The following is a 13,553-nucleotide window of genomic DNA, read 5'->3' on the forward strand; positions in this document are numbered from 1 at the left end:
ACATGAATTACGAAACGATTTTGCTGGAAACCCATGGCCGCGTCGGCGTCATCACCCTGAACCGACCGCAGGCACTGAACGCCCTGAACGCGCAACTGGTCAGCGAAGTGAACCGCGCCCTCGATGGCCTGGAAGCCGATGCGAACATTGGCTGCATCGTCATCACAGGTTCCAAGAAGGCCTTCGCCGCCGGCGCCGACATCAAGGAAATGGCTGATCTGACGTACCCGCAGATCTATATGGACGACCTGTTCAGCGACAGTGACCGCGTGGCCAACCGCCGCAAACCGATCATTGCGGCGGTCAACGGCTTCGCCCTCGGCGGTGGCTGCGAACTGGCGCTGATGTGCGACTTCATCCTGGCCGGCGACAACGCCAAATTCGGCCAGCCGGAGATCAACCTCGGCGTACTGCCGGGCATGGGCGGCACCCAGCGCCTGACCCGCGCCGTGGGCAAGGCCAAGGCCATGGAAATGTGCCTGAGCGGACGTTTGATCGATGCGGTGGAAGCGGAGCGCTGCGGCATCGTCGCGCGGATCGTGCCGAGTGACGAGTTGCTGGATGAAGCGCTGAAAGTCGCGGCGGTTATTGCCAGCAAGTCGTTGCCGATTGCGATGATGGTCAAGGAGAGCGTGAATCGCGCGTTCGAAGTGAATTTGACTGAAGGCGTGCGATTCGAGCGCCGGGTGTTTCATGCGGCGTTTGCGACGCAGGATCAGAAGGAAGGGATGGCGGCGTTTGTGGCCAAGCGTGCGCCTGAATTTCAAGGTAAGTAACACGGCAAAATCAAGAGCCCCTCACCCTAGCCCTCCCGAAACGTCGGACCGCCCAGAGGGAGAGGGGACTGATCGGGGGATATTGAAGAAATACGCCGACTTGAAAGATCGTTTGTGAATCCATAATCGACGCGATCTTTCAGGTCGATGTATGACGCCAGCCCCCTCGGTCGGCGCCCTCTCCCTCCGGGAGAGGGCTGGGCGGGCGGCGTTCCGATGAGGGGCAGGCGTTACTCGGTTACAACTGATAGTTCTTCAACTCCCGCGCAATCACCATCCGCTGTATCTCGCTTGACCCTTCATAAATCTGGGTAATCCGCGCATCCCGGTAATATTTCTCCACCGGGTAATCCTCCAGATACCCATACCCGCCATGAATCTGAATCGCTGACGAACAAACCTTTTCAGCCATTTCCGAAGCAAACAATTTGGCCTGCGAAGCCTCCGACAGACACGGCTTGCCCGCCGTACGTAGCCGCGCCGCATGCAGGATCATCAACCGTGCCGCATTGATCTGCATCTGCATGTCCGCCAGCAGGTTGGCGATGCTCTGGTGTTCGATGATTGCCTTGCCGAACTGCACCCGATCACGGGCGTAACCCAGCGCCGCTTCAAACGCCGCACGGGCGATGCCCAGTGCTTGCGCGGCAATGCCGATGCGTCCGCCTTCAAGGTTGGAGAGGGCAATCGCCAAACCTTTACCGCGTTCACCCAGCAGATTCGCTTCAGGAATGCTGCAATTGTTCAGCGTCACCGCGCAGGTGTCGGAGGCGCGGATGCCCATCTTGTGTTCGGTGCGGTCGACGATGAAACCCGGTGTATCGGTAGGCACCAGGAACGCCGAAATCCCACGCTTGCCAAGGTCTGGATCGGTCACCGCAAACACGATCGCCAGTTTGGCCCGCTTGCCATTGCTGACGAACTGCTTGGCGCCGTTGATCACCCATTGCCCGTCACGCAGTTCGGCGCGGGTGCGCAGGTTGTGCGCTTCGGAGCCTGCCTGGGGTTCGGTCAGGCAGAAGCAGCCGATCACCGCACCGCTGGCCAGATCTGCCAGCCAGGTCTGTTTCTGTTCTTCGCTGCCGTAGTTGAGCACCGGGCCGCAGCCCACCGAGTTGTGGATGCTCATGAACGCACCGGTAGCGCCGTCACCGGCAGAAATCTCTTCCACCGCCAGCGCATAGGCTACGTAGTCGACGTACGTGCCGCCCCATTCTTCCGGCACCACCATGCCCAACAGGCCGAGTTCGCCCATCTTCGCCACCAGACCGTCATCGATCCAGCCAGCCTTTTCCCAAGCCTGTGCGTGGGGGGCGATTTCGCCGCGGGCAAAATCCCGGGCCATGTCGCGGATCATTACCTGGTCTTCAGTCAATTCGAGATCGTGCATGGCTCAGCTCCCGCTCTCAGCGAAACCGTGGAAGAAACCCGCGATGTGCTCGGCGTGCAGCGCGGCAAGGGTCGGCGGGTTCCAACGTGGTGATTTGTCTTTGTCGATCAGCAAGGCGCGCACGCCTTCGATCAGGTCGCCGCGTTCGAACCACTGGCGATCCAGATGCAGTTCGAGGGCGAAGCAGTGTTCCAGGCTCAGGTGCCGGCCGCGACGCAGCATTTCCAGGGTCACGCCCATGGCCAGCGGCGAGCGGGTTTCCAGCAGGTCGGCGGTGGTGGTTGCCCATTCGTGGCTGTCTGCGACGGTCACGGCGCGCAGTTGCTCGACGATGCTCGGCACATCGGGCAACGCGAAGAAATGGTCGATGGCCGGGCGCAAGGCTTCAAGCGGCGCATCCGACAGAGTTTGCACGGCATGGCGGGCCAGCAGGTTTTGCAGGTCTTTCAGCGGCGTATCGTGCCACTCCAGGTGATCGAATTGTTCATCGAGGGTGCCGAGTTTGCTGCTGTCCAGATACCAGTCGGCGAGGCCGCAATACAGCGCATCCGCCGCCCGAATCTGCACGCCGCTGACGCCCAGATAAATCCCCAGCTCGCCGGGAATGCGCGGCAGGAAATAACTGCCGCCGACATCCGGGAAATACCCGATCGCCACTTCCGGCATCGCCAGACGGCTCTTCTCGGTGACCACCCGCAGATCGGCGCCTTGCACCAGGCCCATGCCGCCGCCGAGGACGAAACCGTCCATCAACGCCAGCACCGGTTTGCGGTAGTGGTGGATCGTCAGGTCGAGGGCGTATTCCTCGACGAAGAAATCTTCGTGCAGCGTGTCGCCGCTTTTATGGCTGTCGTACAGGGATCGAATGTCGCCACCGGCACAAAAGGCTTTCTCGCCGGCACCGCGCAGCACGACGGCGTGAATATCGGCATCAGCGGCCCAGGCGTCCAGGTATTGCTGGAGCTGGCGTACCATGTCGAGGGTCAGGGCGTTGAGACCGGCGGGGCGGTTGAGGGTCAGATGACCGATGTGATTGCGAACCTCGGCCAGCACTTCGTGTGGCGTGGCATCCATGGACGAAGTCCGCGGGGATGAAGCCTGAGCAGTCATCACTAACTCCCTGCTTTTATTGTCTTTATTCGAGAAGCTCGCGCGCGAGCGTTACCGGATCGTAACAGTGCAAATTTGCCGTGTACAACGGGGATATGTGCATGGGGTGTCTGCATTTTTGCCTTGACCACAAAATGAAAAATTGTGGCCGGAGCGCCGGCACCTGCTAGGCTGCGCGGCGGTTGCGACGAGCCCGCAAACAGACCTTCGCTTCAACAGCGTCTGCAACAGAACCCCAGCGTTTTTTCACCAGAGCTCAACGCGCAATGGAGGCGCACCATGTCGATAACAAGGTATTCAACAGGCAGACTGATCGTTGTGTTGCTACTGCTGCTGACGGTTATCAATGTCGCAGCGTGGGCGTTTGTCCTGCGTGGCGGGTTTTCCAGGGCGTATGGCATGGAAATGATCAGGACCAAAGAACCCTTGCTGATCGCGGGGCATGGCGATGATGAAAGCTATTACGTGCTGCCCGTCAGCACGACGCTCTATTACGACAAAAGCTACCCCGAAGGTTTTAGTCGTTACATGGTCTTTTTCAATCACAAGGGTTTTATCGCCGGCGATCCCGTGCCGATGAAGCCCGAGTATGGAGGATCATTGATTGATCCTCGCTGGTTGTCGAATGTCGATGCCGATGCGTTGAAAGACATATTCAAGCGTTTCCCTCTCTCGAAAAAAGACGTCGCCGCAGCTATCAAAGCCAACGGAGTTACCAAAGAGGATTTGATGGATATCATCCGGTCGATGCCGGATTGATCCGTTTCAGGGAGTTTGCGCAGCACGCCGCTTTCAGCTGAACACTTGGCCAATGCTTCGCCGCTTCGCATGCAATTCACTGGCATGAATCAACTGCTCCAGATCTTCCGGTGTGACATCAATGAACGCCTCCATATCCGCCAGTGCCAATTTCAGATCCTCGGCCGTGATGGACTGAATATCGACCGGTGCCACGGCCGGCGCCGGTTCGGCGGGACGTTTCGGGTAACGGATCCGAGTCAGGTTGTTGTAGGCCAGTGCAGCGAGCAGCAGGCAGGCGGCGCTGAGCATTACCGGTTCCAGGGCTTTCCAGTCCATGGCGATGGTCATCGGATCGGCCAGCACCATTGTCAATGCGACGGCGCCGGCTGGTGGGTGCAGGCAGCGCAGCCAGCACATCAATATCAGCGCCATGCCCGCCGCCAGGCACGCGCTGCCCAGGGTTCGGCCGAGGACGTGGGCCACCAGCAACGCGACCACGCCGGCACACAGATAGCCGCCGATGATCGACCACGGCTGGGCGAGGGCGCCGGAGGATACGGCAAACAGCAGCACCGCCGAGGCGCCCAACGGGCCGATCAGGTGGTAGGCGACTTCGATGCCGAACACCTGACTGCACGCCCACACACTGAACAACGTGCCCAGCGCCATGCCGATGGCGGCGCGGCTCCATTCAGTGGGGCGGGTGTTGATGGCGGCGGGCAACCAGCGAGCGAGCATGAAGTAGCGATCCTCTTGGGGAAACTGAAGGCAAAAAAAAGGACTTGTCCGTCGATCCGGAAAGTCCTTCGAAGTGTTCCAACTATTGGGGGAGGAACGCGCACAGTGTGCCAAGCAATCTCGATGCTGACAAATTCATATAAATGCATCTTCAATGCATTATTTATGAAGTAAAGCCACTCGCCGTCCGCTCATGAAGCACAGGAAACCGCCCATCGCGGTCAGCGCGCTGAGGGCGTAGAACATGGTCGGTGCTGGCGTGTGCATCAGCAGGAAACCGCAGATCACCGGGCTTAGCGCGCCGCCCAACGCCGCGAGGTTCTGCGCGCCGTAATAACTGCCGCGCAATTCTTCCGGGGCCAGGGTGTCGACGAACAGGAATTCCGACGGATAAATGATCATCTCGCCGAGGGTGAAGATGAACATTGCGATGCACCAACTCACCAGGCTGTCGGCCAGACTGAAACCGATCAGGCCGAGAATGAACAGACTGGTGCCGGCGGCGATCCAGTAGCGCAGTTTTTCCCGGTTGAGGAAGCGGCCGATCTGGTATTGCAGCAGGATCACTGCGATGGCGTTGCAGGCGAGCAGGGCGGCCATGGTTTGCAGGGCGCGCTGCGAGTCTTCGACCACCAACAGGTATTGGGACAGGTACAGCGTAAATCGGCCGTGGACCACGGTGCTGAGCAGACAGCCGCAGGTGAACATGATCAGCGTGCGGTCGTTTTTCAGGGTGACCAGGGTTTTCAGGAAGCTTTGCGGCTGGCCGATGGCGGCGACCGGGCTGGCGTCCCTGGGAATCCCTATCATCAGGAAGATGCTGCCGAAAGCGATACCGGCGGCTATCAGGAACGGCGCAATCGGGTACACCCCGGCGATCACCACTCCCAGCATCGGGCCGGTGGCGTAGCCGATGTTGGTCAGGGTGTAGCGCAGGGAAAACGCCTTGGCCCGCTGGCCCATGGGCAGGTTTTCACTGAGGATCGCCTTGGAACCGATCAGGAACAACGCCGAGGCGGTTTCGGTGATGACCAGGGTTGCGGTCGTCAGGTACAGGTCTTTGGCGAAGGTCAGCAACACGAAACCGATGGAACTGGACAGCATGGCGAGGATCAGCAACCGGCGCTTCTCGAGTCGGTCGATGATGTAGCCGCCGTACAGCGCGAGCAGGGTGGCGATAAACACCGCGATGCCCAGCAACAACCCGACGTCCTGTTGGTTGAGGCCGAGCTTGTTGCTCAAGAACAGTGTGAGCAAAGGACTGGTGATGGCGCGGCTGACGACGATGGTCAGCGAAACGATCATCAGGCGGCGGATAACGAGCGAGTAGGTGGCCACGGAAAATCAAATGTCCTTATTCGGTTAACAGGTGCTCAAGATCGCGCACGGAATCCAGCGTTTGCAGTTGCTGCAACTGTGCCAGCAGCCGTTCAGCCTTGGCTGCTGAACTCACGCGCAACGCCAGACTGAAAAACTTCTCCTCCAGCGCCGCCTCGCTCAGCGGATTGCCCGGCGCGCCCAGCGGCACCTCGACACACAGGCTCGCCTGACGCCCGTCGCGGGTTCGAACAATAACCACCGGCTCGCCATCCTCCGACAGACGCTCATCCACTTCAAGGCGAATGCGCGTCAGCCAATGAGCAATGCGCGGATCGTTGCGCGGCTGTTCATCGTAAGCCTCGAGCCGACAGTGCCCGTGCACCAGTCGCGCGGCGAGGGCGTAGGGTAGGCTCATCTGCGCAGCGGCCAGACTTTGGATGTCGCGGCCACCACACATGTCGAGCAGAAAACCGCACAGATTCACCTGGACGTCTTCCACCTGATCGGCGCCGACCTGCAATTGCTCCAGCAACAAGCCGAGCGCATCGATCGCCGAGTGGGTGCCACGGCAGGCGGCGTAGGGTTTGATCGAGCAGCGCGCGAGTTTCCATACCCGTCCCAACTCGGCGTCCAATGCATCCGGTTGCGCGCTACCCGGCGCGAGGGTCTTGAGAAATCCACCCCAGACATCATCGAACAACACCGACGGCCCGCTGACGCCTTCGCGTGCAAAACGCGCCGCGAGCAGACCACCTTCGGCCGCACGGCCGCTGTGCAGTTTCTTGCTTTGCGAGCCGTCATGGATGAACGCCCACAACCCGCCGCTGAAACTGCCGGCAATGCCCAGCGCCGACACGGTTTGCGCTGCATCCAGGGCAAAGATCCGCGCACAGGCCGCTGCCGCGCCGAACACGCCGCAGGTGGCGGTGGAATGCCAACCGGCGCCGTTGTGCGCCGAATAGCTGCCGCAGGCTTCCAGCACCCTCCGGCCGATTTCGTAGCCGATCACTACCGCCGTGATGAACTCGCGACCGTCCACCGGCCGATCCACCAGTGACAGCGCCGCCATCACCGCCGGCAGCACCACCGCGCCGGAATGATCGCAACCGCCGGTGTCGTCCAGTTCCAGCGCATGGGCGGCGATGCCGTTGAGCAACGCCGCGTGCCCCGCACCGACGCGCAGTGATGAACCCCAGACCAGTGCGGTGCCCGGCTCTGCACCGAATACCTGCCGCGCCTGAAGCGCCACCGCACTATCGGCCCCGGCCAGCACTGCACCGAAGGTATCGAGAATGTGCCGCTTGGCCTGTTCCACCAACGCCGGGGGCAGATCTTCAAAGCGGGTTTCGACGCAAAACTGCGCCAGCCGCTGCATGCGCTGGGTCATACAAGGTAGTCCCGATAATGGCGCTCATACACCGACGCCGGGTGATCCTGCGCAACCGGAGCCGCCGATTGCACCCACCATTGCGCAACTTCGGCGCCGGTGGCGATCCACACGTCGTCATGCTGCTGAATGCCTTGCAGCAATTCCCGCAGCACACCGATGCGCCCCGGCGTGGCGATGATTTCCGGGTGCAGCCGCAGCACGTAGCACAGGCCGAAGCGGTGGAACCCGGCGAAGTCCATTTGCAGGTTACCGAGGGTGTGGCTGTAGGAGGCGATCCGCGATTGCGCTGGCGGCACGGCCGGGCTCAGGTTGAAGGCGAAGTAGGGTTCGTCTTCCAGCTCGTAATGCAGCGGCAACTCGACCACTTCGGGGGCGGTCGGGTGCAAGAACGGCAGGTCATCGCCACGCCATGAGGAAGACCAGTGAATGCCGTGAGCTTTCAAGGCTTCGATGAATCCCGGCGCGCCGTTGCCTGCCGGAATCCGGAAACCGGTTGGACGCACGCCGGTCAATATTTTCAGCGCTGCACAGCCCTTGGCGACTTCCGCGCTTTGCGCCGCCAGATCCAGCGTGTCGTAATCCTGATGGCGGTAACCGGCGCACGCGATTTCATGGCCGTCAGCCTGTATCGCGGCGATGTGCTGCGGATTTTCCTCGGCGACGATGCCGGGCACGAACCAGCTGCTGCGCACCCCGAGTTCCTTGAACAGGCCGAGCAAACGCTCGACACCCCGTTGCGTGCCGTAGCGCCACACCGAGAGCGTCTTGTCACGCCCGGCGACTTCCGGGGCCTGGGTGAGGATGCCGTGGATGTCGTTGTAATCGACGGTCAGCACCACCGCGCAACGCTTGCCGGCGGGCCAAAGGTTGGAGTCAGCCATGGTGATGCTCCTTCAGCCACCAGCGAGCGACGTCACGGCAGGTGGCGAACCACACGTCATCGCGCTGGCGCATGTGTTCGAAGAGTTTCTCCAGCAACAGGATGCGCCCCGGTTTGCCGGTGATTTTCGGGTGGAACAGAGTGGTCAGGCACAGGCCTTCGTCCATCGCGCCGTCGTACTCGCGTTGCCAGTTGTCGAGGGTCAGTTCATAACTGGCGGTGCGGTCGAGCCCGGACGGGAAGTTCGGTGCGCGGGTGTAGGCGAGGGAGGCGTAGTCGTCCATTTCCCAGCGGCCGGGGATCTCCACCAGCGGCGTATCGTGGCCGGGGACGTTGACCAGATACGGGCGGTCGTCGCCGCGCATGCTGCTGGAATAGATAACGCCGTTGTCGGCCAGCATCGCCGGGGTTTCGGCGCGCCAATCACCGGACGGGGTTCGAAAACCCTCGGCGCGGATGTGCAGGTATTGCCAGAAAACGTCGCGGGACTTGTTCATCACGGCCTGCTGCTGGTCCAGCGTCAGGGCGTAGAAGGATTCGTGCTTGTAGCCGTGGTAGGCGACTTCATGGCCGCGTTCGACAATGGCCTGGCATTGTTTCGGCCAGTTTTCCACGACCAACGCGGGGACGAAGAAGGTGGTCGGGATCTTGAAGGTGTCGAGCAGGTCGAGCAGGCGTGGCAAGGCGCGATACGGGCCGTAGCCGCCGAAGCCGAAGTATTCCGGTTTGTGCCAGATCGAACCGTTGAGCATCGCATCGCCGGTCGGGCCGTCGAGGTCGAAGGCCAGGGCGAGGCAGGCTTTGTGCTGGTCGGGCCAGGTGGGTTGCAAGGAGGACATTAAGGGCGCTCGAGCTATTCATGAAACAGCGCCGACCGGTTGAGTCGGCGCTGACCGGATTACTTGCCGGCGTTGATGGTCACTTCCTTGATCGCACCCAGCTCCAGATCCCACTTCTTCAAAATCGCGTTATAGCTGCCGTCATCCACCATGCTCTGCAACGCCACTTTCACCGCTTCACTCAGCTCAGGCTTCTTCTTGCTCACACCCAGCCCGGTGAACTGCACGGAGATCGGCTGGCCGACCGTCTTGTACATGTCCTTTTCCTGGGTCTTGAGGTACGACAGGGTTTCGCTGCCCTGCATCGCTGCATCAATACGGCTCTGACGCAGTTGGGCGCGGGCGTCGGCCGAGCCTTCGGTGCCGATCACGTTGATCGCAGGTTTGCCTGCGGCTTCACAGTGTTCCTTACTCCACGCGGCGATTTCCGCCGGGAACGTGGTGCGGCGGCTGGTGCCGACTTTCTTGCCGCACAGGTCGGTGATTTCGTTGGTCGCGGTGTTCTTCTGCAAGGTGTAGAACTGCGGGCCGCTGGTGAAGTAGTCGACGAAGGTCACGCTGGCCTGACGCTCGGCGGTGTCGGTCATGCCCGACAGCACGATGTCGACGCGGTCGGTGGTCAGGGCGTTGATCATTTGCTCGAAGCCGGTTTCCTGCCACTTGATCTTGATCCCGAGGCGCTCGGCCAGGGCGTTGCCCAGGTCGTAGTCCAGACCGGTGAGCTTGTTGGTGGCCGGGTCCTTGAAATCCATCGGCGGATAGTTGGGCATGATCGCGACGACGATCTCGCCTTTTTCCTTGATGCCGGCCGGCAATTCGGCGGCGAAGCTGACGCTGGAAGCCATCAGGCCTGCGAGTACTGCTGGGATAACGAAGTTCTTCATGGACGTTCTCTTATGAGTGTTGTGAAGGCCAAAGGGGCCTCAGGTTCGAACGGCAGAAATGAAGCTTTGGGTGCGCGGGTTTTGCGGACTTATTAGTATTTCTTCGGGGCTTCCAGCCTCCACGATCTGCCCGCCGTCCATGAACACCATGCGGTTGGAAACCTCCCGGGCGAAGCCCAGTTCATGGGTGACGACGATCATGGTCATGCCGGTTTGCGCCAGATCGCGCATCACCGACAGCACCTCACCGACCAGTTCCGGGTCGAGTGCCGAAGTGGGTTCATCGAACAGCATCAGCTTGGGGCGCATGGCCAGGGCGCGGGCGATCGCCACCCGTTGCTGCTGACCGCCCGACAATTCAATCGGGTAGCTGTCGCGTTTGTCGGCAAGGCCAACCCGGGCCAGCAGTTCCAGGGCTTCTTCGTGCGCCTCCTTGGGTGAACGCTTGAGCACCTGGCACGGGCCTTCGATGATGTTTTGCAGCACAGTCATGTGCGGAAACAGGTTGAAACGCTGGAACACCATGCCGGTGGCCAGGCGCTGACGGGCAATCTGCGACTCGTTGAGTTCGTGCAGCTTGTGCCCGACGACGCGGTAGCCCACCAGTTCGCCATCGACCCACAGACCACCCTTGTCGATCTTTTCCAGCTGATTGACGCAGCGCAGCAGGGTGCTCTTGCCCGAGCCGGACGGGCCGATGATGCAAAGCACTTCGCCTTGCTCGACCTCGATGTTGATGTCCTTGAGCGCGTGGTACTGGTCGTAATATTTGTTCAGGGCCACAGCCTTGACGATGTTTCTCATGTTCGATTCTCCTGCGCGGCTTACGAGCGCTTGCCGGCGCCGCGAGCGAAACGACGCTCCAGACGGCTTTGACCAAAGGACAGGACGGTGACGGTGGCCAGGTACCAGATACCGGCGACGATCAGCAGCTCCATGACCCGGGCGTTGGCGTAGTAGATGTTCTGGGCGTTGTAGAGCAGTTCCGAGTACTGGATGACGCTCGCCAGCGAGGTCATTTTCACCATGCCGATGAATTCGTTGCCGACCGGCGGAATGATGATGCGCATGGCCTGCGGCAGGATGATCCGGCGCAGCGCTTGCAGGCGCGGCATGCCGATCGACTTGGCCGCTTCGTACTGACCGGTGTCCACCGACAGCAGACCGGCACGCACCACTTCGGCGGTGTAGGCGCCCTGGTTGATGCTCAAGCCGAGCAGGGCGGCCACGAACGGGGTCATCAGGCTCACGGTGTCGAGTTCGAACAGGCCGGGAATGCCGATGGTGGGAAAAATCAGCGCCAGGTTGAACCACAACAGCAGTTGCAGAATCAGCGGCGTACCGCGAAACAGCCAGGTGTAGGTCAGCGCCACGTAGCGCAGGATCGGGTTGGCCGACATGCGCATGATCGCGGTGATCACCCCGAACACGATGCCCAGCGCCATGGCCAGCACGGCCATGATGATCGTGTTGAGCAGGCCCCACATGATCGCTTCGGAGGTCAGGAACTGGCCGATGTACGACCATTCGATCTTGCCTTCAGCAAAGGCCCGCACCAGGCCAATGATCGCGATCACAATCAACGTGGCGAAGAAGATTCGCCCGTAATAGCGCCGTGGCACATGCTGGTACTGGGTGATATCGAACTGGTTTTCCGCCAGTTTGCGCTCCGCCTGGAGTCGTTCTGCCTGAGTCTGGCTCATGGTGTTTCTCCGTACACTGTACTTATCGATCAACCCCCTCCTGGTGGGAGGGGGACCCGGCTTAGAGGCGGAAGCCCTGGTAGTTTTCGGTCCACTGTTGCTGCGCAGCGAGGGCGGTTTTCAGGCGGCCGATCTGTTCGCGCACTTGTTGCGGCGCGGTTCCGCCCCAACCGCTGCGGGCAGCGATGGCGGCTTCCAGGGTCAGGCTGTCGCGCACGTCCGCCGTCAGGCGCGGGTCGATCTCGGCCAGCAGCGCCGGCGAGGCTTCCCACAATTCGAGGTTGTGTTTTTCGCAGGCCTGGACCAGCGCACCGGTGATTTCGTGGGCTTCCTTGAACGGCACGCCGCGCACCGCCAGCCAGTCGGCAACTTCGGTGGCGAGGGTGAAACCCAGCGGTGCCTGGCGCCGCAGTTCCTCGACGTTGACGGTCATGGTCGCGACCATCCCGGCCATCGCCGGCAGCACCAGCAGCAGGGTGTCGACGCTGTCGAGCACGCCGTTCTTGTCTTCGCTCAGGTCGCGGTTGTACGACAGCGGCAGGGATTTGAGGGTCGAGAGCAGACCGGTCAGGTTGCCGATCAGACGGCCAGCCTTGCCCCGGGCCAGTTCGGCGATGTCCGGGTTTTTCTTCTGCGGCATGATCGAACTGCCGGTGGCGTAGGCGTCGTCGAGATCGACCCAGCGGAACTGGCGCGACGACCACAGGCAGAACTCTTCGGCCAGACGCGAGATGTTGATCCCGAGCATGCTGGCGATGAACAGGAATTCGGCGACGTGATCGCGGCTGGCCACGGCGTCGATGGAGTTTTCGCAGACCCCGGCGTAACCCATCTCTTTGGCCGATTGCTGCGGCTGGCGAGCAATCGCGGAACCGGCCATGGCCGCTGCACCGAGGGGGGACAGCGAAGTGCGGGCGTCCCAGTCCACCAAGCGCTGCACGTCACGCAGCATCGATTGCGAATGGGCCAGCAGGTGATGGGCGAACACGATTGGCTGCGCCTGCTGCAGGTGGGTGAAACCCGGGCAGATGCTTTCGATGTGCTGCTCGGCTTGATCCACCAGCGCCTGTTGCAGCGCCAGGACTTCGACCGCCAAGGTGCGGACGTGATCACGCAGGAACAGGCGCAGGTCGTTGGCAGTCTGGTCGTTGCGTGAGCGGCCGGCGCGCAGCTTGCCGCCCAATGCGCCGAGGCGTTCGGTCAGCAGGCGCTCGATAAAGGTATGAACGTCTTCGTCGTCCAGCGTCGGAGCAATGCCCCCGGCAGCGAAATCGGCACCGATGCCGTCCAGAGCTTCGATCATCGTGCGGGTTTCCTGCTCATCCAGCAGGCCGGCACGTAGCAGTTCCCCGGCGTGGGCTTTGGAACCGGCCAGATCGTATGGCGTCAGGCGGAAATAGCGCTCGGGGCAACGGGACAGGGCCGCCAGGGCTGCGGACGGGCCGCTTTTGAAACGGGCACCCCAGAGACGGTCGGTGGTTTGAGACATTTGTTGTTTTCCTCGTCGGTAACGCGAACTGAAATCGGTGTGCATGGCCTGTCGAACACGCTGAAAAGTCAGCGGACAGAATCTGAGAACAGAGTCAGGCCAAAGCAGTTTTCAAGAGGGCAGTTGCAAAGAGACAAGAGCTGATCGAAGTGTCAGCTTTTAATGTTTGGCGATCAGTGAGTTGGCACTGATGTTCGGGATTTTTTGGCGGTTGCCAAGGCTGGTTTTCTGTGATCATTATTATTAGCCGGCGATGTTTTTGTTGTTGGACACAGATTGTTGAACATTGCGCC

General features: G+C 61.2%; 13 protein-coding genes. 2 read left to right on the plus strand and 11 right to left on the minus strand.

What is annotated here, in order from left to right:
* Positions 1–2 precede the first annotated feature (2 nt).
* Positions 3–776 (plus strand): enoyl-CoA hydratase, encoded by a 774-nt coding sequence (locus tag JJN09_RS05080; RefSeq protein ID WP_249486035.1) that lies wholly within the window; start codon positions 3–5, stop codon positions 774–776.
* 238 nt (positions 777–1,014) lie between these two features.
* On the opposite strand, the gene JJN09_RS05085 is transcribed toward JJN09_RS05080, so the two are convergent.
* Together JJN09_RS05085 and JJN09_RS05090 are read right to left on the minus strand one after the other, a co-directional pair.
* Positions 1,015–2,166: an acyl-CoA dehydrogenase family protein gene (locus tag JJN09_RS05085; protein ID WP_102620043.1), complete on the minus strand. Its 1,152-nt coding sequence runs from the start codon at positions 2,164–2,166 to the stop codon at positions 1,015–1,017.
* A gap of 3 nt (positions 2,167–2,169) precedes the next feature.
* Positions 2,170–3,276, minus strand: a complete 1,107-nt coding sequence (locus JJN09_RS05090) for an enoyl-CoA hydratase/isomerase family protein (RefSeq protein WP_249486036.1) — start codon at positions 3,274–3,276, stop codon at positions 2,170–2,172.
* Between the two features lie 279 nt (positions 3,277–3,555).
* On the opposite strand from JJN09_RS05090, the gene JJN09_RS05095 reads away from it, so the two are divergent.
* Positions 3,556–4,035 carry a hypothetical protein gene (locus tag JJN09_RS05095; RefSeq protein WP_249486037.1) on the plus strand — a complete coding sequence of 160 codons (480 nt, stop codon included), beginning with the start codon at positions 3,556–3,558 and terminating at the stop codon, positions 4,033–4,035.
* A gap of 33 nt (positions 4,036–4,068) precedes the next feature.
* On the opposite strand, the gene JJN09_RS05100 is transcribed toward JJN09_RS05095, so the two are convergent.
* The 9 genes from JJN09_RS05100 to argH all read right to left on the minus strand — a co-directional run bounded on the left by JJN09_RS05100 (position 4,069) and on the right by argH (position 13,260).
* The gene (locus tag JJN09_RS05100) at positions 4,069–4,755 is read right to left on the minus strand and encodes an HPP family protein (protein WP_179694860.1); all 687 of its coding nucleotides are present in this window, start codon (positions 4,753–4,755) and stop codon (positions 4,069–4,071) included.
* A gap of 159 nt (positions 4,756–4,914) precedes the next feature.
* On the minus strand, positions 4,915–6,093 hold the full coding sequence (locus tag JJN09_RS05105) for an MFS transporter (RefSeq protein WP_249486038.1): 1,179 nt from the start codon (positions 6,091–6,093) through the stop codon (positions 4,915–4,917).
* A 16-nt stretch (positions 6,094–6,109) separates the two neighbouring features.
* On the minus strand, positions 6,110–7,462 hold the full coding sequence (locus JJN09_RS05110; RefSeq protein ID WP_249486039.1) for an MmgE/PrpD family protein: 1,353 nt from the start codon (positions 7,460–7,462) through the stop codon (positions 6,110–6,112).
* On the minus strand, positions 7,459–8,346 hold the full coding sequence (locus JJN09_RS05115; RefSeq protein WP_249486040.1) for a polysaccharide deacetylase: 888 nt from the start codon (positions 8,344–8,346) through the stop codon (positions 7,459–7,461). The genes JJN09_RS05110 and JJN09_RS05115 overlap by 4 nt, the downstream gene beginning before the upstream one ends.
* Positions 8,339–9,184 (minus strand): polysaccharide deacetylase, encoded by an 846-nt coding sequence (locus JJN09_RS05120; RefSeq protein ID WP_249486041.1) that lies wholly within the window; start codon positions 9,182–9,184, stop codon positions 8,339–8,341. The genes JJN09_RS05115 and JJN09_RS05120 overlap by 8 nt, the downstream gene beginning before the upstream one ends.
* A gap of 59 nt (positions 9,185–9,243) precedes the next feature.
* Positions 9,244–10,068 (minus strand): ABC transporter substrate-binding protein, encoded by an 825-nt coding sequence (locus tag JJN09_RS05125; protein WP_249486042.1) that lies wholly within the window; start codon positions 10,066–10,068, stop codon positions 9,244–9,246.
* A 39-nt stretch (positions 10,069–10,107) separates the two neighbouring features.
* Entirely contained in the window at positions 10,108–10,872 is a 765-nt protein-coding gene (locus JJN09_RS05130; protein ID WP_249486043.1) for an amino acid ABC transporter ATP-binding protein, read from the minus strand.
* A 20-nt stretch (positions 10,873–10,892) separates the two neighbouring features.
* The gene (locus JJN09_RS05135) at positions 10,893–11,771 is read right to left on the minus strand and encodes an amino acid ABC transporter permease (RefSeq protein ID WP_096821468.1); all 879 of its coding nucleotides are present in this window, start codon (positions 11,769–11,771) and stop codon (positions 10,893–10,895) included.
* Between the two features lie 61 nt (positions 11,772–11,832).
* Positions 11,833–13,260, minus strand: coding sequence for an argininosuccinate lyase (gene argH, locus JJN09_RS05140; protein WP_249486044.1), 1,428 nt, complete (start codon positions 13,258–13,260; stop codon positions 11,833–11,835).
* Positions 13,261–13,553: the final 293 nt, after the last annotated feature.

It is taken from the genome of Pseudomonas sp. HS6 (genome assembly GCF_023375815.1).
GTDB lineage: Bacteria > Pseudomonadota > Gammaproteobacteria > Pseudomonadales > Pseudomonadaceae > Aquipseudomonas.